At 59.0% G+C, this 21,850-nt stretch carries 21 protein-coding genes; 14 read left to right on the top strand and 7 right to left on the bottom strand.

The annotated features are described in order from the left end of the window. Positions 1–2 precede the first annotated feature (2 nt). The 5 genes from B9Z42_RS04580 to B9Z42_RS04600 are packed head-to-tail and all read right to left on the bottom strand — an operon-like array spanning position 3 to position 3,516. Complete coding sequence (locus tag B9Z42_RS04580; protein ID WP_100132157.1) at positions 3–1,259, bottom strand: hypothetical protein; 1,257 nt, start codon at positions 1,257–1,259, stop codon at positions 3–5. Between the two features lie 4 nt (positions 1,260–1,263). Beyond that, a complete protein-coding gene (locus B9Z42_RS04585; RefSeq protein WP_100132158.1) occupies positions 1,264–2,007 on the bottom strand; it encodes a hypothetical protein in 744 nt (247 codons plus the stop codon). Positions 2,008–2,058: 51 nt separating this feature from the next. After that, entirely contained in the window at positions 2,059–2,610 is a 552-nt protein-coding gene (locus tag B9Z42_RS04590; RefSeq protein WP_100132159.1) for a hypothetical protein, read from the bottom strand. A gap of 57 nt (positions 2,611–2,667) precedes the next feature. Then, positions 2,668–2,961: a DnaJ domain-containing protein gene (locus tag B9Z42_RS04595; RefSeq protein ID WP_100132160.1), complete on the bottom strand. Its 294-nt coding sequence runs from the start codon at positions 2,959–2,961 to the stop codon at positions 2,668–2,670. 39 nt (positions 2,962–3,000) lie between these two features. Then, positions 3,001–3,516: a GNAT family N-acetyltransferase gene (locus B9Z42_RS04600; protein WP_100132292.1), complete on the bottom strand. Its 516-nt coding sequence runs from the start codon at positions 3,514–3,516 to the stop codon at positions 3,001–3,003. A gap of 159 nt (positions 3,517–3,675) precedes the next feature. Between B9Z42_RS04600 and B9Z42_RS04605 the strand changes: the two genes are divergently transcribed. The 8 genes from B9Z42_RS04605 (at position 3,676) to ycaO (ending at position 12,310) form a co-directional block, all read left to right on the top strand. Next, entirely contained in the window at positions 3,676–4,665 is a 990-nt protein-coding gene (locus B9Z42_RS04605; protein ID WP_100132161.1) for a tRNA-dihydrouridine synthase, read from the top strand. Continuing rightward, entirely contained in the window at positions 4,662–5,174 is a 513-nt protein-coding gene (locus B9Z42_RS04610; RefSeq protein ID WP_100132162.1) for a hypothetical protein, read from the top strand. Before B9Z42_RS04605 ends, B9Z42_RS04610 begins: the two co-directional genes overlap by 4 nt. Positions 5,175–5,354: 180 nt before the next feature. Next, positions 5,355–5,639: an antitoxin gene (locus tag B9Z42_RS04615; RefSeq protein ID WP_233203525.1), complete on the top strand. Its 285-nt coding sequence runs from the start codon at positions 5,355–5,357 to the stop codon at positions 5,637–5,639. A gap of 2 nt (positions 5,640–5,641) precedes the next feature. Further along, positions 5,642–6,058: a type II toxin-antitoxin system VapC family toxin gene (locus B9Z42_RS04620; protein WP_233203526.1), complete on the top strand. Its 417-nt coding sequence runs from the start codon at positions 5,642–5,644 to the stop codon at positions 6,056–6,058. A 4-nt stretch (positions 6,059–6,062) separates the two neighbouring features. Beyond that, positions 6,063–8,240: an ATP-dependent DNA helicase RecQ gene (locus B9Z42_RS04625; protein ID WP_233203527.1), complete on the top strand. Its 2,178-nt coding sequence runs from the start codon at positions 6,063–6,065 to the stop codon at positions 8,238–8,240. Between the two features lie 75 nt (positions 8,241–8,315). Then, positions 8,316–9,263, top strand: coding sequence for a nitronate monooxygenase family protein (locus B9Z42_RS04630; RefSeq protein WP_100132163.1), 948 nt, complete (start codon positions 8,316–8,318; stop codon positions 9,261–9,263). A gap of 28 nt (positions 9,264–9,291) precedes the next feature. Beyond that, a complete protein-coding gene (locus B9Z42_RS04635) occupies positions 9,292–10,461 on the top strand; it encodes a YbfB/YjiJ family MFS transporter (protein WP_100132164.1) in 1,170 nt (389 codons plus the stop codon). Positions 10,462–10,576: 115 nt separating this feature from the next. Beyond that, positions 10,577–12,310 (top strand): 30S ribosomal protein S12 methylthiotransferase accessory factor YcaO, encoded by a 1,734-nt coding sequence (gene ycaO, locus B9Z42_RS04640; protein WP_100132165.1) that lies wholly within the window; start codon positions 10,577–10,579, stop codon positions 12,308–12,310. On the opposite strand, the gene B9Z42_RS04645 is transcribed toward ycaO, so the two are convergent. Further along, positions 12,307–13,014: a VOC family protein gene (locus B9Z42_RS04645; RefSeq protein ID WP_100132166.1), complete on the bottom strand. Its 708-nt coding sequence runs from the start codon at positions 13,012–13,014 to the stop codon at positions 12,307–12,309. The two genes, ycaO and B9Z42_RS04645, sit on opposite strands and share 4 nt — an antisense overlap. A 45-nt stretch (positions 13,015–13,059) precedes the next feature. Between B9Z42_RS04645 and B9Z42_RS04650 the strand changes: the two genes are divergently transcribed. Together B9Z42_RS04650 and B9Z42_RS16265 are read left to right on the top strand one after the other, a co-directional pair. Beyond that, positions 13,060–13,881 carry an RNA pseudouridine synthase gene (locus B9Z42_RS04650; RefSeq protein ID WP_100132296.1) on the top strand — a complete coding sequence of 274 codons (822 nt, stop codon included), beginning with the start codon at positions 13,060–13,062 and terminating at the stop codon, positions 13,879–13,881. A 61-nt stretch (positions 13,882–13,942) separates the two neighbouring features. Continuing rightward, positions 13,943–14,101 carry a hypothetical protein gene (locus tag B9Z42_RS16265; RefSeq protein ID WP_158235900.1) on the top strand — a complete coding sequence of 53 codons (159 nt, stop codon included), beginning with the start codon at positions 13,943–13,945 and terminating at the stop codon, positions 14,099–14,101. A gap of 123 nt (positions 14,102–14,224) precedes the next feature. Here B9Z42_RS16265 and B9Z42_RS04655 read toward each other — a convergent pair whose 3' ends face one another. After that, positions 14,225–14,767, bottom strand: coding sequence for a C40 family peptidase (locus tag B9Z42_RS04655; RefSeq protein ID WP_100132167.1), 543 nt, complete (start codon positions 14,765–14,767; stop codon positions 14,225–14,227). A 144-nt stretch (positions 14,768–14,911) separates the two neighbouring features. On the opposite strand from B9Z42_RS04655, the gene B9Z42_RS04660 reads away from it, so the two are divergent. From B9Z42_RS04660 to odhB, 4 genes are all read left to right on the top strand, one after another. After that, positions 14,912–15,514, top strand: coding sequence for an isochorismatase family protein (locus B9Z42_RS04660; RefSeq protein WP_100132168.1), 603 nt, complete (start codon positions 14,912–14,914; stop codon positions 15,512–15,514). Positions 15,515–15,612: 98 nt separating this feature from the next. Next, positions 15,613–17,508: a propionate--CoA ligase gene (locus tag B9Z42_RS04665; protein WP_100132169.1), complete on the top strand. Its 1,896-nt coding sequence runs from the start codon at positions 15,613–15,615 to the stop codon at positions 17,506–17,508. Positions 17,509–17,670: 162 nt separating this feature from the next. Next, a complete protein-coding gene (locus B9Z42_RS04670; RefSeq protein WP_100132170.1) occupies positions 17,671–20,535 on the top strand; it encodes a 2-oxoglutarate dehydrogenase E1 component in 2,865 nt (954 codons plus the stop codon). 39 nt (positions 20,536–20,574) lie between these two features. Beyond that, the gene (gene odhB, locus B9Z42_RS04675) at positions 20,575–21,825 is read left to right on the top strand and encodes a 2-oxoglutarate dehydrogenase complex dihydrolipoyllysine-residue succinyltransferase (RefSeq protein WP_100132171.1); all 1,251 of its coding nucleotides are present in this window, start codon (positions 20,575–20,577) and stop codon (positions 21,823–21,825) included. Positions 21,826–21,850 lie beyond the last annotated feature (25 nt).

Here is a 21,850-nt window from a genome sequence, read left to right on the forward strand (position 1 = left end):
GCTTACTCGTCCGTCACATTGCACTCGCGGCGTAGCAGCGACAGGGCATCGTGCAGTTTGTAATCGTGGTCGCTCTCTAACGTGGCTTGCGCCTCTTCGACGAAGGCTTGCCACACGCGCACGTAGTCGCCTTGGTGCTCGATGGGGGCATTGTCCAAAATGAACTGCTTCGCCAACTCGGGATCAAAGCCAGATTTGCGAATTTTACGAATCAGCGCGGTGGCTGATTTTTCGGTGAGCAATGTTTTGCCAGCGCTGACTTTGCCGCCTGCGGCGATGCCCAAAAAAAGCGTGAGTAAAGAACTGTCGTCGCTGTGGCCACCGGTGGCTTTGAGCCACGCTGCAGAGGTCTCGCGGTCGAAGTGGTCAACTTCCGCCAAACCGTCTTCCACCCAAAAATAGCGGCCTACAAACGCAGGGGTTTGGTTGAAGAGCCTTTGGGGGGTGAGCTTGGCGTCCAAGATTTTGGGCAAATCGGCTTCCACGCTGTCGCGCACCGCCTCAACCACGGCTTTGAACTCAGCTGGCAACTTTTTGGGCAACGTCAGCACGATGTTTTTGCTGGTCTGCGGCGTGCGCAACTTGGCCACCATTTTCTGAAACGTCACCCAATCGGGCATTAGGGTTTGGCGGGTGGCTGCTGCCAGCAAGGCAGTGCGAATGACGGCTTCGGCGTCGCAACCGGCTTCTTCCAAATCGTCCACATGCAGGCCCAAGGCATCGGCCAGCCAAATGGCGGCCTGCATGACGAGCGCCACTTGGTGACGTTTGACAAATTCGGTTTGGTAATCGGTGAAGCTGCACAGCGACCACTTGGCCAATAGCGGGATGTGTTTGTCGTTGAACCCGCCATGCTCGTTCATGCCGAAGTGCGTGTTTTGCGGCATCACAATCAGCGCTTTAAGCAAGTCGGAGGCCGCTTTGGAGCGCGACATGAACGAATGGTCACGCAGCAACTCGGCGGCTTGGCGCAAGTCGCCCGCGCTGGTGATCTCTAAGTTCAGGCTTACCAAATTGACGATGCGGTCTTTGGCTTTTTCCAATTCAGGCCGCAAAAACTCGCTGCCAAAGTAACGCGCAATTTGCACCATGCCCTTGGGCGCATCGGTGGCGATGGCCTCGAGTTTGGCGCTGTCCAACAGGCCGTGCTGAATGCCGTAGCGCAGGGCTTTTTCAAAAAACGGACGCTGTTCGTACACCGACACGCCGCCAGCAGACGGCGAGCCAACAGAAGCTGTGCTTTGGATGGCGTCTGACATGGGCTTAGATGGCGGACTCTTCGTCTGACTCGCGTGCCGCAGGTGTGGCTTTGCCGCGGTCGGTGGCGCTGGTTTCGACGCGGTCGTCGTCCTCTTCCTCGTTTTCTTCGGACAAACCGGCTTCAAACGCGCGGGCTTTGGCGCGCAGCACCAGCAGCATTTCAATGAACAGATCGGGGATTTTGTGGCGCAGGATCCACGCCATTTGCATCCAATCTTGGTCGGCCACTTCGTCCTCTTCGACGCGGGGACGCACGTAGGCTGAGCCGCGTAGGGCGTCTTCGCTGAGCATGTCGCCGTCGTCTTCCATGGTGTCAAAAGTGCCTGTGCGGGCGAAGGCTTCGATGCGGCTCCACTTTTCGGTGAAGTAGTCGGCCAGCGCCTCGGCGCCGCCTTCGAGGTCGCCAATGGCGTTCAAGAACTCGATGGTGTCGGCATCGTCACGGAAGATGATGGAGTTCATCATGCCGCGCAGGTGGGTGCGGGTGAGGTCTTTGTATTGTTTTTCGATCACCACCGCGCGAGCAAATTGCTCGGGGCTGACCAACAGGTTGATGACCGACTCTTTGGAGGTGTCGTATTCGCGAATGACGGCCAAGATGTCTTTGGGCGGCATTTGCTCGAGCACCACCATGAGGGCTTGGTCACCCTCGGCATCGGCCAACTCCACCAAGGCAGCCTCGGCTGCAGCGATGTCGCCTGAGGCAATCAGGCTTTGGGTTTTGGCAATGAGGGTGAGGGCGTTCATGGTGTGGTTCTCGGTGAAGCTGCTTGATCTTGGCTGATTGATTTGAGTTAATTATTCTTTGCTGTCGAAGCCTTGTTCGACCATCCAAGCGTTGCCGGCTTCTTCGCGGGCGCGGGCTTCTTTTTCTTCTTCGTCGAGGTCACCGTCTAGGTCGGCGTTGTCACCTTCCTCGCGGTCTTCATCGTCTTCTTCGGCTTGTGGAATAGCTTTGCCCAACGGACGGTTGTGCATGTACTCCAAGCCTGCGGCCACGCTCATGAACCACTCGCCCATGGGCTCTTTCAAAATCTCGGCAGCGATGGGCTGGGCCCAAGGTTCCAGTTTGATCGCTTCAGACAACGCGTCCCATGACAACAACTCGTCGGAATCTTGTGTCAAAAAGTGGTCCATCAGTTTGGGCTGCGTGAAGTGAAACGCTTGGTGTAACACCACGGCCACCATTTCGGGGCTCAGCTCGATCATCTTGACCAAAAAGCCCAGTTCCTTGCGCTTCTCGTTGAGGCGCCGGCGTAGCACGTCTTTGCCTTCGGAGTCGGAGGTCAGGTCGTCGAGCTCGGCTTGGTAGGCGGAACGCAGTTCTTGGAAGAAGGGGGAAATGCTCATGGTGGGTCAGTGCTTCAAAGAGGGCGGGTGAACGAAGTCGGGGCTAAATTGGGGCAATTACCGTGGTCGCAAAGCCTGAAAGTAGTGATGCCAAATTTCGCGTGCCGTGTCTGCGGGGTCGTCGAGCAAGCTGCGCCGGCGGTTGTCGTCATAGGCTTGGCGCTTATCGGGGTCTGACAGCACATCGTAGGCTTCTTGCGCCGCCCGAAAACGCGCGGGCGCGTCTTCGTCCAAGTTGCGGTCGGGGTGAAACTGCGAGGCTTTTTGACGGAACGCCTTTTTGATGTCCGCCAACGTGGCGTCGCTTTTGAGCCCGAGGGCTGCGTAGTGCTCAGAGGTGGGCTCAGACATAGGCGTTAACAGGGTGTTCGACTTCTTAAATTGCAGCGTTTAAAGCGGCTGCTTCAGGCGAATCTCTTCGACCTTCACCGGGCCCATGGGCACGGTTTTGGCGCTGGACATTTCGCGCTTGAAGCCTGCCAGTTCATGAAAACGCATGGCGCGGTCGTTGGCAATAGGCACCCAAATCGACACATGGGTGCAGCCTTCTTCTTGCAAGCCTTCGCGGGCGGCGTCCCACAGGGCCAAGCCCACGCCTTGCGACCAGTACTCGGCGGCGGCGTAAATGTCCCAAATTTCGCCCATAGTGTTGGGCGTGCCTTTGTCGCGTGAGCGGTCGTAGCCCACAAAGCCGACGATCTTGTCGCCGTCCACGGCCACTTGCACTTGGGGTTCAGCGAACTCAATGGCGTCGCGCCAGTACTCGGCATCTTTGGCTTGGGGCACAGGCGGCACGGCCGAGCCGGTGCGCATGGACTTGAAGGCTTCTTTGGCCGTGGCGGCGTAAAGCGCGGCGATTTGTGCGGCGTCGCGTTGGGTGGCGTGGCGAACTTGTAGAGAGGTCAGGCTGGACATGAAGGGGTGAGCTGTGCGATGCAGAAATTGAGAAAGGGGTGGATTGTCTCCGCAAAAGCACGACGCTCGCGTGCGGCGGCGTACGTACAGGCGAATTGGGGCGTCGAGTTCTGTGTAGAGTAGGCCCCTTTCGCCTTGATTCCAACCCCAATGATCATCCTTGCCCCCATGGAGGGCCTCCTCGACTTTGTGCTGCGCGACGTGTTGACCCGCATTGGCGGGGTAGACCGCTGCGTGTCCGAGTTCATCCGCGTGACCAACACCTTGCTGCCCGAGCGTACGTTTTTGCGCATCGTGCCCGAGCTGTTGAATGGCGGGCTGACCCCCGCTGGCGTGCCTGTGCGCCCGCAGTTATTGGGGTCTGACCCCCATTGTTTGGCGGACAACGCCGCACGCGTGGCGGGCATGGGCTGCGATGGGGTGGACCTGAACTTTGGCTGCCCCGCCAAGCAAGTCAACCGCCACGGTGGCGGCTCGGTGTTGCTGCAAGACCCCGAAGTGCTGTACCAAATTGTGCGCACCGTGCGTGCCGCTGTGCCTGCGCACCAAGTGGTGTCGGCCAAGATGCGCTTGGGCTTCAACGACGACAGCACCGCCGAAGAATGCGCTTTGGCACTTGAGGCGGGCGGGGCGAGTGAGATCGTGGTGCATGCCCGCACCAAGGCCGATGCCTACCGCCCACCGGCTTACTGGCACCGCATTGCCGACATCAAAGCCAAGGTCAAAACGCCGTTGGTGGCCAACGGCGAAATTTGGAATGTGCAAGACGCCTTGAACGCCCGCGCCGAATCGGGCTGCTTTGACTTGATGTTGGGCCGTGGCATCGTCACCAATCCCGGCCTCGGCTGGGCCATCCAAGCCCACGACGCCGCTGTGCAAGGTTTGCCCGCGCCTGCCGCCGAGGTTCGCTGGCAAGATCTACCGCCACACTTGCACACGTTTTGGCAAATCGTGACCGGCCATGTCAGCGAGCGTCACCAAGCTGGCCGCTTGAAACAGTGGCTCAACTTTTTGCGCAAGTATTACCCCGAGGCCGAGGCCGCGTACATGCATGTGCGCACCTTGACCCGCCCCCAAGACATTCAGGCGTGGATCGATGCCAGCCGTCTTAACCACGAACACGTCACCGAATCCGCATGAACGACAACCACACCCCTGACCAAAGCCAAGACGACATCCAAGACAGCGGCTTCGCGCAAGAACCCCGCCTTTGGCAAAACGAAACGTGGACCGCCAAGGTCATCAAAAACGACGATGACGACGGCTGGGCCGTGGCCATGTTCAAAGACGGCGAATCCGAAGCCGCCCTGATTGGCCCGTGGACCATGGGCCGCGACAAAAAGAACCCCAAACCGCTGGACGGCAACGCCTTCATCACCTTGGTCAAAACCGCCAGCGAGTTTGTGCGCCGCAGCGAGCAGCAGTTACATGCCACCTTGCACCAGTCGGTCACGGTCAATGGTGAGGCGGGCCGCATCACGGTGCTGTTAGATATCGTGCCTGATGACGACAACCCTTACGCCACGTTAAGCGCCCAAGATGAAGGCGGCGACACACTGGCTGAGGTGCGAGTGGCCGCTGGTTTTAAGCTGAACCGCAACACTGCGCAGGCTTGGGTGGATGCGAGGTATGAGAAGCCGAAGGGTTAGGGGCTAAAAATTAGCCGCATCAAACGTGTTGAAGGTTGAAGTTTGACCTTGCGTAACCCTTAGTTGAGCGAATGACGCTGCAGATTCGCAATACTGGCGCAATACGAAGGAAAGTGAATCAGTTCCATTTGGGATAGAACCACGCACAAACGTGCGCACGCTCAATTTCAAATGCTGGTCATGAAGTTATTAGGATGTATATACTTCACGTTGATACATTTTTTAGGAGCCGCCATGACTTACGCCCGCATATTTCAGTCTGGGAACAGCCAAGCTGTGAGGTTACCCAAAGAGTTTCGATTTAACACAGATCAAGTTGAGATTTTTCGGCAGGGTAATGACATCGTGCTGCGTCAGATACCGGCCAATGCAGCTGCTGTGTTTGATTTGCTAACCAGCCTGCCTGTTGACTTCATGGCAGATGGCCGTGAGGACCTGCCCCCTCAAGAGCGCGAGGCTTTTTAAGTATGGCCATGCAGGCTGAGCGCTACTTGCTTGACACCAATATTTGCATTTACATCGCCAAAGGGCAGCCGCTGGCTGTGCGACGTCGCTTTGAGGCACACACCGTTCAAGAGCTGGTTATGTCAGCGATTACCGTGGGTGAGCTGCGGTTTGGCGCAGAAAAAAGTCAGGCACGCGAGCGTGCACTCGCTACCATTGCGCAATTGGTTCAAATGATTCAACCCTGTGCCTTACCTATGGCGGCTGCAGAGCACTATGGCCGTGTACGTGCCACCTTACAGCAGCAGGGATTGCCCATTGGCAACAATGACTTGTGGTTAGCCGCTCATGCGCTGGCCGAAGGTTGGACGCTGGTGACCAACAACACGCGAGAATTCTCCCGCGTACCGGGCCTGCGCGTTGAAAACTGGGTGGATTGAGCGGATGCACACCCACCCCCGCGAATTCGCCGAACAGCACATGCACACCATCTTGGCCCGTCTGGCCGGGCCTAGTGCAGTGCCCCGTGCAGACCAAGTCGACGCTGTGCACGCGGTGTTGCAACCCGCCTCGCGGGTGCTGGTGGTGCAGGCCACGGGCTGGGGCAAGTCGGCGGTGTATTGGGCGGCCACGCATGCCATTCGCAGCACGGGCGCTGGGCCCACGCTGGTGGTGTCGCCGCTGCTGGCGCTGATGCGTGACCAAGTGAGCGCGGCCGAGCGGGCGGGGTTGAAGGCGGCGACGGTCAACTCGACCAACATCGACGACTGGGACGATGTGTTTCAGCGGCTGGACGCTGACGCCATCGACGTGTTGCTGGTCTCGCCTGAGCGTTTGGGCAACCCGCGTTTTGCGGCGCGGCTGGGCGCTTTGCTGGCTAGGGTGGGGCTGATCGTGATCGACGAGGCGCATTGCATTAGCGACTGGGGTTTTGACTTTCGGCCGGACTACCAGCGGCTGGCGCGGGCGCTGTTGTCCACGCCCACGGCCAGTGTGTTGGCCACGACCGCGACAGCCAACGAGCGGGTGACGCAAGACATTGGCGCGCAGTTGAGTGGTGACCGTGCGACCATCCATGGCGGCAACACAGTCACCTTTCGCGGCACGTTGGCGCGTACCTCGCTCACGTTGTCGGTGGTGCCAGATTTGTCGCCTTTGCAGCGCTACGCGTGGATGGCCGATGCGCTGGAGCAGTTGCCGGGCTCCGGCATTATTTATGTGTTGACGGTGGCCGAGGCCGAGCGATTGACTGCGTTTTTGCGCAGTTGCGGCCACGCGGTGGATGCTTACACCGGGCAGAGCGACGCTGACACCCGCCTGAAAGTGGAAGACCGGTTGCGCCACAACCAGGTCAAGGCGGTGGTGGCCACGTCGGCGCTGGGCATGGGCTACGACAAACCCGACTTGGGTTTTTGCGTGCATGTGGGCTCGCCCTCAACACCAGTGGCTTACTACCAGCAGGTGGGACGCGCGGGCAGGGCGGTGGCACATGCCGAAGGTGTGTTGCTGCCGTCGGACGCCGACGAACGCATTTGGGATTACTTCGCCACGGCATCGATTCCGGACCCTCAAACGGCGGCTAAGGTGTTGCACAGTTTGGGCGATATGGGTGGGGTTGGTCGCAGCCTGATCGAGCTGGAAGCCGACACTGGTGTGCGCCGTGGTCGGTTGGAAGCGCTGCTCAAAATTCTGGCCGTCGAAGGTGTGGTGAGCAAAGACGGCTCGGCCTGGCATGCCACGGGTGTGCCTTATGAGCACGACACCGCCAAATGGACGGCGCTGGCCCAAGTGCGCCAGCAAGAGGCGGGCATCATGCGCCAGTACGCACATGGCCAGGGTTGCTTGATGGCGTATTTGCAGACCGCGCTGGACGACCCGTCGCCCGCGCCTTGTGGGCGCTGTTCGGTATGCACGGGGCATTTGCCGTTCCCGGGGCTCACGCCCTCACAAGACAAGCTGATCGCGGCGCGTGACTTCTTGCGCGGTGTGGACGTGGACATTGAGCCGCGCAAACGCTGGCCCAGTGGTGTCGGGCGCAAGGGCAACATCCAAGGTTTTGCGGCTGGCCGTGCTGTTGCGTTTGCCGACGACCCGGGTTGGGTGGCGGAGTTACAGGTTTTAAAAACGCAGGCTTTGAAAATGCAGGCATGGAGAGCACAGTCTCACAAGATGGCTGATACGTCGCACCATGCCGAGTTGGGCGAGATCTCGCCGGCTTTGTTGGAAGGTGCCGTGGCTACCTTGGGCCGTTGGGCCAAGAACTGGCCCGCTCGCCCTGTGTGTGTGGTGCCTTTGCCCGCGCCTGATATGGCCTTGAACCGAAACTTGGCCTCGCACATTGCGCGGCGTGGCAAGTTGCCCCTGCACGATGTGTTGCGCTGGACGGGTGGTCCCGCGCCGGATGATGTAGCCTCCACGCCCGTGGTGGCGCATTTAGAGGCGGCCATACAGTGGGGGACTCAGGCAGATGGGCACGATGATGCCCAAACCTTGCCATCAGGGCCGGTGCTGCTGGTCACCAGCCATATACGCACCCGCTGGGCCGCGACGGTGGCGGCCGCGCTGTTGCGGGAGCATGGCGCTTCGCAAGTGCTTTTGCTCGCCTTGCACTTGCAGCCTTAAGTGCTGTCAAGGCGGGCACAGCGGCCGCAAGGATGCAAGGTCAAAATGGGTCGCACAAAAAAAAGGAGACTCCCCATGACCCGCGACACCAACCGTGTTTTGGCCCACACCGGCGCCCGTTACCCCATTTTGCAAGCGCCGATGGGCTGGATTGCCCGCAGCACCTTGGCCTCCGCCGTGTCGCGCGCAGGGGGCTTGGGCATCATCGAAACCTCATCGGGCGAGACGGCCAATTGCCAACGCGAGATTCAAGCGATGGTGGACAGCGGCTTGCCGTTTGGCGTCAACCTGCCCATTCGGTTCTTGAAAGACGAGGCCATGCTGCGCTTTGTCTGCGAGTCGGGCGTGCGTTTTGTCACCACCTCGGCGGGCAGTCCGGCCAAGTTCATCGCCCCGCTCAAGGCGGCGGGCATTGTCGTGTACCACGCGGTGCCCACGCTGGAGACGGCGCTCAAGTGCGTGGAGGCGGGGGTGGACGGTTTGGTGGTCGAGGGCTCCGAGGGCGGCGGGTTTAAAAACCCAGAAGAAGTCAGCACCTTGGTGTTGTTGCAAGCCATCCGTGAACAGGTGGATGTGCCTTTGATCGCGGCGGGCGGCATTGTCGATGGCCGAGGCATGGCGGCCGCGTTTGCGTTGGGGGCGGAGGCTATTCAAATGGGCACGCGTTTTGTGGCCAGTGCCGAGAGTCCGGTGCATGCGCATTACAAAGAGGCCATCGTGTCGGCCAGCACCACGGGCACTTGGATGCTCAACACCCGCTCCACGCCCTGCATCCGCGCGCTCAAAACACCGTTCACGCAAACCATCCATGAGGCCGGACTGATGGGGCCGGAAACCTTCAACGGCATTCAAGGCGTGTATTTCGGTGGCGACATGAACGCCGCACCGGCGCTGGCTGGGCAGTCGGCGGGCTTGATCGACGAGGTGAAAACCGCGCAACAGATCATCGACGAAACCGTGGCCCAGTTCCATGCCATCACGGCACGGTTGGGCGCCATGGCCTCTGCACGTCAATTTGGTTGACGCCTGGCGTCGTCAATCAGAGCCCCTCATGCGCACGGAACAATCTCATCTTCAACCTTGGCAAGTCATCGTCGGCGGCATGTGCGGCTTGGTGTTGACCATCGGCTTGGCGCGTTTTGCTTACACGCCGTTGTTGCCCAGCCTCCAAGCGCAAACCGGTTTGACCGATGCCGCAGCAGGTGGCTTGGCCGCCATCAACTACGCGGGCTATATGACAGGCGCTTTGGCGGCCGCTTGGATTGACGATGTGCGCTGGCGTCATCGCCTCTATAGCGGTGGCCTCTGGATGGCCTTGGTCACCGTGGCGTTGATGGCCGTGTCGACCTGGATGCCCGCTTGGGCGCTGGCTCGCTATGTGGGCGGTTTATGTGGCGCGACGGGCATGCTGCTGGGCTCAGGCTTGGTGTTGGGGTGGCTGATGCGGCAAGGTCGCAGGCCGGAATTGGGTGTGCTCTTTATTGGTTTGGGGCTGGGCATTGTGGTCTCAGCCGTGGGAGCGTGGGCCTTGGCGCAGGTATGGTCGGTGTGGTCGGATCAATGGCTGGCGTTTGCGGTGCTGGGTTTGGTGTTTTTGTTACCGGCCTGGGTTTGGCGTCCGCCTGTGCCGCCGCCTGTGGCTGCCGCCGCCCAAGTTGGCGGCGCGGCAACGGCTTCGCGTCGTTGGACGTGGACCATGCTGACCAGCTACTTTGCGGCGGGGTGGGGTTTTGTCATCAGCGCCACCTTCACCGTGGCCATTGTGGAGCGTGAGCCCGCGTTGGCAGGACAGGGCGCTTTGGCTTGGGCGATGGTGGGTTTGGCCGCCATGCCCGCTGTTTTTATCTGGGACCGTGTGGCGCGTCGGTGGGGCGACAAGCAAGCGCTGCTGTTGGCCTTTGGTTTGCAAACGCTGTCGGTGGTGTTGCCAGCCGTGTCGGGCTCGCTGTGGGCGGCGTTGGCAGGGGCCTTGGGTTACGGCGCCACGTTCATTGGCATCGTCAGCCTGACGCTGGCTTTGGTGGGGCGACGCTCGCCCAACAACCCGGGCAAGGCCATGGCCCGTTTGACCCTCAGTTATGGTGTCGCTCAAATGCTGGCGCCTGTGGTGGCGGGCTATATGGCGCAGGCCACGGGCACTTTCAAGGGCGCGTTGTGGTTGACGGCGGGGGTGCTGCTGGCGGGCATGGCGTTGCTGGCCACGCTGCCTCAAGAGGATTGAGCGAAAACCCCAAGTTCTGCCGTCCTGTCAGACCCCTGACAATAGGCCTCTGCCCATCAGGGCCCGTTATTTTCTTGTCGCTGTTTTTCGTTCTATTTATTTCAAGGCGACACCCGTGCCCACACTCAGTTACATCCCCGGCAAAGACGCGCCGCTCGAAGCCACCATCAACAGCATGCAGGCCAAACTGCAAGCTTTGGGTTTTCACATCGAAGAAAAGAGCTGGCTCAACCCAATAGACGGTATTTGGTCGGTGCACATCCGCGACCGCGATTGCCCCGCCTTGTTCAGCAACGGCAAAGGGGCCACGCGCATGGCGTGTTTGGCCAGTGCGCTGGGGGAGTTTTTTGAGCGTTTGTCGACCAATTACTTTTGGACCCACTTCTACTTAGGCCCCGACACGGCGGACGCGCCGTTTGTGCACCACCCGCAAGAGCGCTGGTTTGACTTGACCGATGACGGCAGCTGGCCCGAGGGCTTGCTCAACCCCGCCTTGCACAGGTTCTACAACCCCGAGCGGAACATCGACTGCGCCAATTTGGTGGATTTCAACTCGGGCAACGTCGAACGCGGCATTTGCGCCTTGCCCTACGAGCGTTTGCGCGATGGCGTGACCACGTACATCCCCGTCAACCTCATTGGCAATCTGTATGTGAGCAACGGCATGTCGGCGGGCAACACCGCGCCAGAGGCCCGTACGCAAGCGTTGTCTGAGATTTTTGAGCGCCACATCAAGGCCAAGATCATCAGCGAGGGCATTTGTTTGCCCGATGTGCCCGAGGCTGTGATCAACCGCTACCCGCGCATTGCGGCAGGTATTGCCGCCTTGCGTGCTGCAGGCTTTGGCATTTTGGTGAAAGACGCCTCCTTGGGCGGCAAGTACCCCGTCATGAACGTGACGCTGTTGCATCCCGAAGACCAAGGCTGCTTCGCCAGCTTTGGCGCGCACCCCCGTTTTGAGGTGGCGTTGGAGCGTGCTTTGACCGAGTTGCTGCAAGGCCGCGCGTTGGACACCTTGGTCGGTTTCCCGACCCCCACGTTTGACTTGGAAGAGGCGGCCAGCGCGACCAATATTGAGATTCACTTTGTCGACTCCAGCGGCGTGGTGCATTGGGAGTTCTTGGGCGAGATTCCCGACTACGTGTTTGTCGATTGGAACTTTGCCACCAACACCGCCGAGGACTACGCGTATTGCGTGAAGCGCGTGCACGACGACGGCTTTGACATGTATGTGGCCGATTTCGAGCACTTGGGCGTTTACTGCTGCCGCATTTTGGTGCCCGGCATGTCCGAGATTTACCCGGTGGACGACCTCGACTTCGAGAACAACAGCATCGCCAACGGCATGCGCGAAGCGATTTTGAATTTGACCGACCTCGACAACGAGGAGTGCGCTGACTTGCTGGAAACTTTGAACGCGTCCAGCTTGGCCGACGAACGCTCGGTGGCCGTTGTGATCGGCATGGCCGCCGATGCTGGCAGCTTTTGGGCAGATTTGCGTGTGGGGGAGTTGAAAACCTTGCTGGCCTTGGCGATTGGCGACGAGGCGGCCACGGTGGAGGGGTGTGAGTGGATTCGCCACTTTGACCAAATCCCGCAGCAGCGACGCTTGGTTTACGCCTGCATTGAAACCTTGGTGCTGCTGAGCGACCGAGGCGACACCGCGCCGTTTGTGGGCGCGATTCGCCAGTTGTATGGTGCGGGAGTCTTTGCGCAGGCCCATGCCCTGATCATGCAAACCGATCGCTTCATGGGCATTTCAGCGCCCGGCTTGATGATGGAAGGCTGCGACACGCACCAGAAGCTGTGGGCCGCTTATGCCAAAGTGCAAAAGCACAAGAAGTTTTAAATCCCCAAACTTTCTAGCGTGACTAGGCCCTTTGGTGTGTGCAGCGTGGCTTTGAGGTTGGCAGGGCCTTCGCTCACCGCCACCCGCTTGAGTTCGATTGCGGAATACGCCTCTTGCAATTTCTTGGCGCTAGGGTGCGTCACTTCTAAGCTGTTCAGCGTGACGCCCGAGCGCGGCAGCGTGTTGCGGGGGTGCAGCTTCAAGGGCTCGGTCGCATCGGGCTTGCCCCATTGAATGACGGTGGGCATGGTGCCATCAAACAAACGTTGACCGTCGGCACGCACCGAAATTTGCCAATTCAGCACGCCTTTGGAGGTCCGGCGGTTGCCGTAAATGGCGGGGCCGCGGTCGATGGCTTCCATGCGCAGGGCCATGCGGGCGGCTTTGAGGTCGGGGGTGTTGACCACAAAGTGCACCAAACGGGGCTCGATGGCCACGGCTTTTTGCAGGGCGGGGTTGTCCATGTCGAACCATCGGGTGGGGCTGGCTTTTTTGGGGCGCACGGCGTTGGGGTCGATGGCGATGATTTCCAAATACACCATGGGGTTCGCGGGCGTGGCGATTTTTAACAGGCGGTTGTGCGTGCCGTAAAGCGCGTGTTCGCCGCCGGGTCCAGGCGTAACGCCCAGGGTTTCTTCGCACCATTGCACCCCTTGTTCTAAGGTTTTGGCAACGATGACGAGATGATCGAGTTGTGTATGCATGGGGCAGGACCTTACCACCTCAAACTGTGGGAGGATGCACCCCCTATGAATTTCAGTCACTCAGCGCCCGAAGGCGAGCGTTTGTCCAAACGTGTCATGCAACTGCGGAGCTGTTCGCGCCGCGAGGCCGAGCAGTACATCGAAGGCGGTTTTGTGCGTGTGGACGGCACAGTGGTCGAAGAGCCGCAGTTTCGCGTGAAGCAGCAAGCGGTGACGATGGACGCACACGCCAGCTTGCTCAACCTCACGCCCATCACCTTGATCATCAACAAGCCCGTGGGTTTTTCGGATGGCCTAGAGGCCTTGCCTGAAGAGCGCCCAGCGCCTTCAGGCCGAGGTGGGCCTGTGCGTCGCCCCGTCAAAAAAGGCCCGCAAAACGTGCGCACTTTGCTCACGCCTGCCCAGCACAGCGCCCACGACTTCAGCGGCGTGCGCGTGTTGAAGCGGCATTTGATGCACCTTGATGCCAGTGTGCCCTTAGAGCAAGCGGCCAGCGGTTTGGTGGTCTTCACCCAAGACTTTCGCACCCAACGTAAATTGGTGGAAGACATGGCGTTTGTTGAGCACGAGTTGATCATTGACGTGCGCGGCGAGGTGACGCCCGACGACTTGCGCCCGATTGAGCGCGCCATGCGCGATGAGCGCTTGCGCTTGCCCGCTTTCAAAATCAGCGTGGGCAGTGCGACGCCTGAGCGCAGTAAATTGCGCTTGGCCGTCAAAGGGGCGCACCCGGGTTTGTCGGCTTATTTGTGCGAGATCGGCGAATTCGAGATCTTGGGCTTGCGCCGCACCCGCGTGGGGCGCGTGAGTTTGGGCGAGTTGGAAGAGGGCGGCTGGCGCTTTTTGGCGGATGGCGAGCGGTTTTAAAACCCGCGTTGCGAGCGGCGAATGCATGTCAAAATTGCCACCTATTTCAAAGGTGTGTGCAATGAAAATTTTGGCTTTTGTGTTGGTTTGCTTGGGTTTACAAGGCTGTACGGTGCTGGCCGTGGCGGATGCCGCTGCGTCGACCGTGGTGTATGGCGTGAAAACCGCGGTGAACGTGGTGGACGCCGTGACCCCAGACATCATCAACAAGAAAAAATAAGTCATCCCAGCGTCAGTACGCTGAGCCCAAACGCAGACAACTGGGCGAATCTGCACAGGCAAAAGCCGCTGATTTCAGCGGCTTTTTTCATGGGTGTCACCTCAACAGGCCAAAGCGTCGTGCTCAGTTGCTGGTCGAATCGCCTTTGTTGTCCACGCGGCGTGCGCCGGTGAAGCGACGTTCCCAATAGGCTTGGCGCATATCGTCCACGCGCACCTGCTGGCCGGGCTTGGGAGAGTGGATGAACTTGTTGTCGCCCACGTAAATGCCCACATGGCTGAACGTTTGGCGCATAGTGTTGAAGAACACCAAGTCGCCGGGTTTGAGGTCTTGTTTGTCAATTTTTTCGGTGACGGCCGCTTGGTCGCTGGCGCGACGGGGCAGCACTTTGCCCACCGATTGCTCGAACATAGAGCGCACAAAACCGCTGCAGTCGAACCCCGTGTTGGCGTTGGTGCCGCCACGGCGGTAGGGAACGCCCAAAAAGCCCATCGCATCGAACACCAAGTTCGACGCGGTGTCGCCCACCGATTGACGCACTTGGTCGAGTTGCGCGGAAATGCCACGTTCTGCCAAGTAACGCTCAATGTCATCGGCCGCATTGTTGGACGGCGCCGCATGGGCGCTGGCAACACAGCAGAGGATGAGAAGGGCGCGTTTGAACATGGCGAGCATTCTAATCGATCGATGCTTTGGCGTGAGGTAGCTCTGCTAAGTGATTGATTTTGCAAAGCTTAGTACACAAGTCGAGGTCTATTCGAAAACATCGTCGATACTCCAAACCTTCATTTAATTTTCGGATTTCTCAGCATGTTGCTCGACGACCAAGACTCCCAACTCGTGTTGGTGGATTACCAAGCCCGCTTGATGCCTGCCATTTTTGAAGGCGAGTTGGTGCTCGCCAACGCCATGCGCTTGGCCCAAGCCGCGCATTGGATGGAAGTGCCCACCTTTGGCACCGAACAAAACCCGGACAAATTGGGCACCAACCCCGCCGCCTTGCGCGAGTTTTGCCGTCGCACCTTGCCCAAAATGAGCTTCAGCGCTTGTGCCGATGGCTTGATCGAGTTGCTCAAACCTGCTGCGCGTGCCCCGTCAGGCAACGCCCGCAGCTTGCCCAAGCACTTGCAAAAAGCGGTGCCCAAGGAGTCCAACCGCAGCAGCATCGTGATTGCGGGTGTGGAAGCCCACATTTGCCTGTTGCAAACAGCGTTGGATTTGCTGGAAGAAGAGTTTGATGTGTGGGTGGTGACCGACGCTTGTGGCTCACGCACCGAGCGCAACCGTGACGCCGCGTTTGACCGATTGGCAGGGGCAGGCGCTGAGCTGGTGACGACCGAAATGGTGTTGTTTGAATGGCTGCGCTCAGCAGACGCTGATCCGTTCAAAGAAATACAAGATTTGATCAAATAATCCGATTCCGTGGCATAAGTCAGCTTGCTGCAAGTCCGCCATTCTCATAATTATGAATTCAGTACAGATGTACGAATTCACAATGAGGAGATGTTTGAATGGTTGCTTTTGCAGATTTCCACCGTCGGTCCATCGAAGACCGTGACGCTTTTTGGTCTGAGCAGGCCCAGTTGATCGACTGGCAAACCAAGCCTCAACAGATCTGCGATTACAGCAACCCGCCTTTTGCCAAGTGGTTTGTGGGTGGCACGACCAACTTGTGCCACAACGCCGTGGATCGCCATTTGGCCGATCGCGCCGATCAAGCCGCACTGATCTTTGTCTCGACCGAGACCGACCAAGAGCACACCTACACCTACCGCGATCTGCACGCCGAAGTGCAACGCATGGCGGCGATTTTGAAAGCGCAGGGCGTCACCAAAGGCGACCGTGTGTTGATTTACATGCCCATGATTGCCGAGGCTGCGTTTGCCATGTTGGCGTGTGTGCGGATTGGGGCGATTCACTCGGTGGTGTTTGGCGGCTTTGCCTCGCATTCTTTGGCCACGCGCATTGAAGACGCAACGCCCAAAGTCATCATCAGCGCGGACGCGGGTTCGCGTGGTGGCAAGGTCATTCCTTACAAGCATTTGTTGGACGAAGCCATCCGCTTGTCCAGCCACAAGCCTGGCAAGGTCTTGATGGTCGACCGCAAGTTGGCCCCGTTCACCCCTGTGGCTGACCGTGATTTGGACTACGCCACCGAGCGCGCGCAACACATGGACACAGTGGTGCCTTGCGAGTGGGTCGAGTCCACTCACCCCAGCTACACCTTGTACACATCGGGCACCACCGGCAAGCCCAAAGGCGTGCAGCGTGACACCGCGGGTTACACCGTGGCGTTGGCGTCCAGCATTCCGCACATTTACCAAGGCAAGCCAGGCGGCACCTTCTTCTGTACCAGCGACATTGGCTGGGTGGTGGGCCACAGCTACATCATTTACGGTCCACTGATCGGCGGCATGGCCACCATCATGTACGAAGGTCTGCCCATTCGCCCAGACGGCGGCATCTGGTGGAGCTTGGTCGAGAAGTACAAAGTCAACGTCATGTTCAGCGCGCCCACGGCCATCCGTGTGCTCAAAAAGCAAGACCCTGCGTTGTTGAGCAAGTACGACTTGTCCAGTCTGCAAGCCTTGTTCTTGGCTGGCGAGCCTTTGGATGAGCCTACCGCCAAGTGGATTTCTGAAGGCCTGAACGGCAAGCCCATCATCGACAACTACTGGCAGACCGAAACCGGTTGGCCAATTTTGACGATCTGCAATGGCGTGGAAAAAGCTGAAAGCAAGTTCGGCTCGCCCGGTAAGGCGGTGTATGGCTACAACGTCAAGTTGGTCGACGACCAGACCGGCGAAGAGCTGACCGGTGCCAATCAAAAAGGTGTGTTGACCATCGAAGGTCCGCTGCCTCCCGGCAACTTGCAAACCATTTGGGGTGATGACAAGCGTTTTGTCAGTACCTACTGGAGCACAGTGCCCAACAAACTGGTCTACAACACCTTCGACTGGGCGGTGCGCGACGAAGACGGTTACTTCTTTATCTTGGGCCGCACCGATGACGTGATCAACGTCGCCGGCCACCGCTTGGGCACTCGCGAGATCGAAGAGAGTATTTCCAGCCACCCCAACATCGCCGAAGTGGCGGTGGTCGGTGTGGCCGATCAGCTCAAAGGCCAAGTGGCCATGGCGTTTGCCATTGCCAAAGACACCTCGGGTTTGACCGACGATGCCGCGCGTTCGAAGCTCGAAGCAGAAATCATGAAGGTGGTGGACACGCAGTTAGGTGCCTTGGCCCGTCCTGCCCGAGTGATGTTTGTCACGGCTTTGCCCAAGACACGTAGCGGCAAATTGCTGCGTCGCGCCATTCAGGCGGTCTGTGAAAAGCGAGATCCGGGCGACTTGACCACCATCGACGACCCCACGGCCTTGACCCAAATTCAAGATCAAATCGCCTAACTACGACATACGGCGGCTGGTCTGCGGACCGCATGGCACAATCACGGGTGTTACTAGGCCTCCTTCCAGCCACAGTCGCATCCGCCAATCGGTCCAGCCGTGTCGCGGAAGGTTTCTTTCAACCAACTAATGTTCCCCCCAGGGGAGCGAAGGTCAAGCGCAATGAGTGAGACAAACGTCTACCAAGCCTATTCAGGCAACACCTATCTGTTCGGTGGCAATGCTCCGTACGTCGAAGAGATGTATGAGAACTACCTCGCCAACCCCGGCAGCGTCCCCGATTCTTGGCGCGAGTACTTCGACGCACTGCAGCATGTGCCTGCCGTCGATGGTTCAAATGCCAAAGATGTGCCCCATCTGCCCGTCATCAACGCCTTTGCCGAGCGCGCCAAAGCGGGCGGCACCAAAGTCGTCATGGCCAGCGAAACCATCGAAATGGGTCGCAAGCGCACTGCCGTGCAGCAGCTCATTGCGGCTTACCGCAACGTCGGCCAACGTTGGGCTGACCTCGACCCCTTGAAGCGCACCGAGCGCCCCAACATTCCTGACCTCGACCCCGCGTTCTACGGCTTCACCGATGCCGACCAAGAAACCGTGTTCGACACCAGCAACACCTTTTTCGGCAAGAGCAATATGTCCTTGCGCGAGTTGCTCAACGCACTGCGTGAAACCTACTGCGGCACTTTGGGCGCTGAGTTCATGTACACGTCTGAAATGGGCGAAAAGCGCTGGTGGCAAGAAAAGTTGGAAAGCATTCGCAGCAAGCCCAACTTCAACTCAGACAAAAAGAAAGCCATTCTGGAGCGCCTGACCGCTGCGGAAGGCTTGGAGCGTTACCTCCACACCAAATACGTGGGTCAAAAGCGCTTCTCGCTCGAAGGTGGCGAAAGCTTCATCGCGGCGATGGACGAGCTGATCCAGCAAGCGGGTCTCAAAGGCGTGCAGGAAGTGGTCATCGGTATGGCCCACCGCGGCCGATTGAACGTGTTGGTCAACACCATGCGCAAGCTGCCCGCCGATTTGTTTGCCGAGTTTGACCACACAGCGCCTGAAGAGTTGCCCTCGGGTGACGTCAAGTACCACCAAGGTTTCAGCTCGGACGTGTCGACGTTGGGTGGCCCGGTCCACTTGTCGTTGGCGTTCAACCCCTCGCATTTGGAAATCGTCAACCCCGTGGTGGAAGGCTCTGTACGCGCTCGCATGGACCGCCGCGCTGACCCACATGGCAAGCAAGTGCTGCCCGTGTTGGTCCATGGTGACTCCGCGTTTGGCGGTCAGGGTGTGAACCAAGAAACTTTGGCGCTGGCCCAAACCCGTGGTTACACCACAGGCGGCACGGTGCACATCATCGTGAACAACCAAATTGGTTTCACCACCTCTGACCCCCGCGACATGCGCTCGAGCGTGTTCTGTACCGACATCGTCAAGATGGTCGAAGCCCCTGTGTTGCACGTCAACGGTGACGATCCAGAAGCCGTGGTCTTGGCCACGCAATTGGCCCTCGACTACCGCATGGCCTTCAGCAAAGACGTGGTGATTGACATCGTGTGTTTCCGCAAACTGGGCCACAACGAGCAAGACACGCCAGCGCTGACCCAGCCGCTGATGTACAAAAAAATTGCCGCTCACCCAGGTACCCGCAAGCTGTTCGCCGACAAGTTGTCTGCACAAGGCTTGGGCGATGCTTTGGGCGACGACATGGTCAAGGCCTACCGCGCCGCTTTGGACGCAGGCAAGCACACCGATGATCCTGTGTTGACCAATTTCAAGACCAAGTTCACCGTGGACTGGTCACCCTTCATGGGCAAGAAGTGGACCGACGCTGGCGACACAGCGATTCCCATGTCCGAGTGGAAGCGCTTGGCTGAAAAGATCACCACCATCCCCGCATCGGTCACGCCGCACCAGTTGGTGAAAAAGGTGTACGACGACCGCGCCGCGATGGGCCGTGGCGATACGCCCGTGGATTGGGGCATGGGCGAGCACATGGCGTTTGCCTCCTTGGTGGCCAGCGGCTACCCCGTGCGTTTGTCGGGCGAAGATTCGGGCCGTGGCACCTTCACCCACCGTCACGCGGTGATTCACGACCAAAAGCGTGAAAAGTGGGACACCGGTTCTTATGTGGCCCTGCAAAACGTGGCTGAGAACCAAGCACCCTTCGTCGTGATCGACTCGATCCTGTCTGAAGAAGCGGTGTTGGCGTTTGAGTACGGTTACGCATCCAACGACCCCAACACCATGGTCATTTGGGAAGCTCAGTTTGGCGACTTCGCCAACGGCGCCCAAGTGGTGATCGACCAGTTCATTGCCTCGGGCGAAGTGAAGTGGGGCCGTGTGAACGGCTTGACCGTCATGTTGCCTCATGGCTACGAAGGCCAAGGCCCAGAGCACAGCTCTGCCCGCCTCGAGCGCTTCATGCAATTGGCCGCGGACACCAACATGCAGATCGTGCAGCCCACCACGGCCAGCCAGATCTTCCACGTGTTGCGCCGTCAAATGGTGCGCGACTTGCGCAAGCCTTTGATCATCTTCACACCGAAGTCACTGCTGCGTAACAAAGACGCCACATCGCCTGTGTCGGAGTTCACCAAGGGCTCGTTCCAAACCATCATTCCCGAGAACAAAACGCTCAAGGCCGACAAGGTCAAACGCGTGTTGGTGTGCTCAGGCAAGGTGTATTACGACTTGGTCAAGAAGCGTGAAGAGTTGGGTGCCAATGACGTGGCCATTTTGCGCGCCGAGCAGCTCTACCCCTTCCCGCACAAGGCGTTTGCGTCTGAACTCAAGAAGTACCCGAATGCGACTGAATTGGTGTGGACGCAAGACGAGCCACAGAACCAAGGCGCTTGGTTCTTCGTGCAGCACTACATCCACGAAAACATGACAGCAGGTCAAAAGCTCGGTTACTCGGGCCGTGCTGCTTCCGCGTCGCCTGCCGTGGGTTACTCACACCTGCACCAAGAGCAGCAAAAAGCGTTGGTTGAAGGCGCGTTCGGCAAGATCAAGGGCTTTGTGCTCACCAAATAAATCGCTCACACCGACTCAAGAAATACAGAAAGAATAGATATGGCCATCATCGAAGTCAAAGTTCCTCAGCTGTCTGAATCCGTGGCTGAAGCCACCATGCTGCAATGGAAAAAGAAAGTGGGCGAGTCCGTCGCCGCAGACGAAATCTTGATCGACATCGAGACCGACAAAGTCGTGCTCGAAGTGCCCGCCCCAGCGGCCGGCGTGATCTGTGAAATCTTGGTCGCCGACGGCGGCACCGTGGTTGCTGAGCAACTCATTGCCCGCATCGACACCGACGGCAAAGTGGGTGCTGCTGCGCCTGCCGCCGCTGCGCCAGCTGCCTCACCATCGGCCGCTCCTGTGGCTGCTGCTGCCGCAGCCTCCAACAGCAAAGCCGGTGTGGCCATGCCCGCCGCCGCCAAGCTGATGGCAGACAACAACTTGGCCTCCGGCTCGGTCTCAGGCACTGGCAAAGACGGCCGCGTCACCAAAGGTGATGTGTTGTCTGCGGTAGCCGGTGGCGTGCAAGTGACGGCTGCGGTCATTCCAACAGGCGTGCCGACAAAAGCTTTGCCTCAAGTGGCAGCACCAGCCGTGAATTTGGGCGAGCGCCCAGAGCAACGCGTGCCGATGACCCGTCTGCGTGCGCGCGTGGCCGAGCGTTTGTTGCAATCGCAATCGACCAATGCCATCCTGACCACGTTCAACGAAATCAACATGGCACCCGTCATGGACATGCGCAAGCGCATGCAAGAGCGTTTCGAAAAGGAACACGGCGTGAAGCTGGGTTTCATGAGCTTCTTTGTCAAAGCGGCTGTGCACGCGTTGAAGAAGTTCCCTGTGTTGAACGCTTCGGTGGACGGCAATGACATCGTCTATCACGGCTATTTCGACATCGGTATCGCGGTGGGCTCGCCACGCGGTTTGGTGGTGCCGATTTTGCGCAACGCCGACCAAATGAGCTTTGCCGACATCGAGAAAAAGATTGCTGAATTCGGTGCCAAAGCCCGTGACGGCAAACTGGGTCTTGAAGACATGACCGGCGGTACGTTCTCGATCTCTAATGGCGGCACTTTCGGCTCCATGATGTCGACACCCATCATCAACCCACCTCAGTCTGCGATCTTGGGCGTTCACGCTACCAAAGACCGCGCCATGGTGGAAAACGGCCAAGTGGTGGTTCGCCCGATGAACTACTTTGCGATGTCGTATGACCACCGCATCATTGACGGCCGCGAAGCTGTCTTGGGTCTGGTGGCGATGAAAGAAGCGCTGGAAGATCCAGCCCGCTTGTTGTTCGATATCTAATTTCACCCTATAGCAATGCCCCCAG

Origin of the sequence: Limnohabitans sp. B9-3, assembly GCF_002778325.1 — a bacterium.
GTDB lineage: Bacteria > Pseudomonadota > Gammaproteobacteria > Burkholderiales > Burkholderiaceae_C > Limnohabitans > Limnohabitans kasalickyi.

Coding starts and splice junctions, on each gene's coding strand:
- B9Z42_RS04620 (WP_233203526.1), top strand. CDS start 5,642: ATGGCCATGCAGGCTGAGCGCTACTTGCTTGACACCAATATTTGCATT.
- B9Z42_RS16265 (WP_158235900.1), top strand. CDS start 13,943: ATGAAAATTTTGGCTTTTGTGTTGGTTTGCTTGGGTTTACAAGGCTGT.
- B9Z42_RS04615 (WP_233203525.1), top strand. CDS start 5,355: ATGAAGTTATTAGGATGTATATACTTCACGTTGATACATTTTTTAGGA.
- B9Z42_RS04595 (WP_100132160.1), bottom strand. CDS start 2,961: ATGTCTGAGCCCACCTCTGAGCACTACGCAGCCCTCGGGCTCAAAAGC.
- B9Z42_RS04650 (WP_100132296.1), top strand. CDS start 13,060: ATGAATTTCAGTCACTCAGCGCCCGAAGGCGAGCGTTTGTCCAAACGT.
- B9Z42_RS04625 (WP_233203527.1), top strand. CDS start 6,063: ATGCACACCCACCCCCGCGAATTCGCCGAACAGCACATGCACACCATC.
- B9Z42_RS04660 (WP_100132168.1), top strand. CDS start 14,912: ATGTTGCTCGACGACCAAGACTCCCAACTCGTGTTGGTGGATTACCAA.
- B9Z42_RS04585 (WP_100132158.1), bottom strand. CDS start 2,007: ATGAACGCCCTCACCCTCATTGCCAAAACCCAAAGCCTGATTGCCTCA.
- B9Z42_RS04605 (WP_100132161.1), top strand. CDS start 3,676: ATGATCATCCTTGCCCCCATGGAGGGCCTCCTCGACTTTGTGCTGCGC.
- B9Z42_RS04635 (WP_100132164.1), top strand. CDS start 9,292: ATGCGCACGGAACAATCTCATCTTCAACCTTGGCAAGTCATCGTCGGC.
- B9Z42_RS04645 (WP_100132166.1), bottom strand. CDS start 13,014: ATGCATACACAACTCGATCATCTCGTCATCGTTGCCAAAACCTTAGAA.
- odhB (WP_100132171.1), top strand. CDS start 20,575: ATGGCCATCATCGAAGTCAAAGTTCCTCAGCTGTCTGAATCCGTGGCT.
- B9Z42_RS04590 (WP_100132159.1), bottom strand. CDS start 2,610: ATGAGCATTTCCCCCTTCTTCCAAGAACTGCGTTCCGCCTACCAAGCC.
- B9Z42_RS04630 (WP_100132163.1), top strand. CDS start 8,316: ATGACCCGCGACACCAACCGTGTTTTGGCCCACACCGGCGCCCGTTAC.
- B9Z42_RS04610 (WP_100132162.1), top strand. CDS start 4,662: ATGAACGACAACCACACCCCTGACCAAAGCCAAGACGACATCCAAGAC.
- B9Z42_RS04665 (WP_100132169.1), top strand. CDS start 15,613: ATGGTTGCTTTTGCAGATTTCCACCGTCGGTCCATCGAAGACCGTGAC.
- B9Z42_RS04580 (WP_100132157.1), bottom strand. CDS start 1,259: ATGTCAGACGCCATCCAAAGCACAGCTTCTGTTGGCTCGCCGTCTGCT.
- B9Z42_RS04670 (WP_100132170.1), top strand. CDS start 17,671: ATGAGTGAGACAAACGTCTACCAAGCCTATTCAGGCAACACCTATCTG.
- B9Z42_RS04655 (WP_100132167.1), bottom strand. CDS start 14,767: ATGTTCAAACGCGCCCTTCTCATCCTCTGCTGTGTTGCCAGCGCCCAT.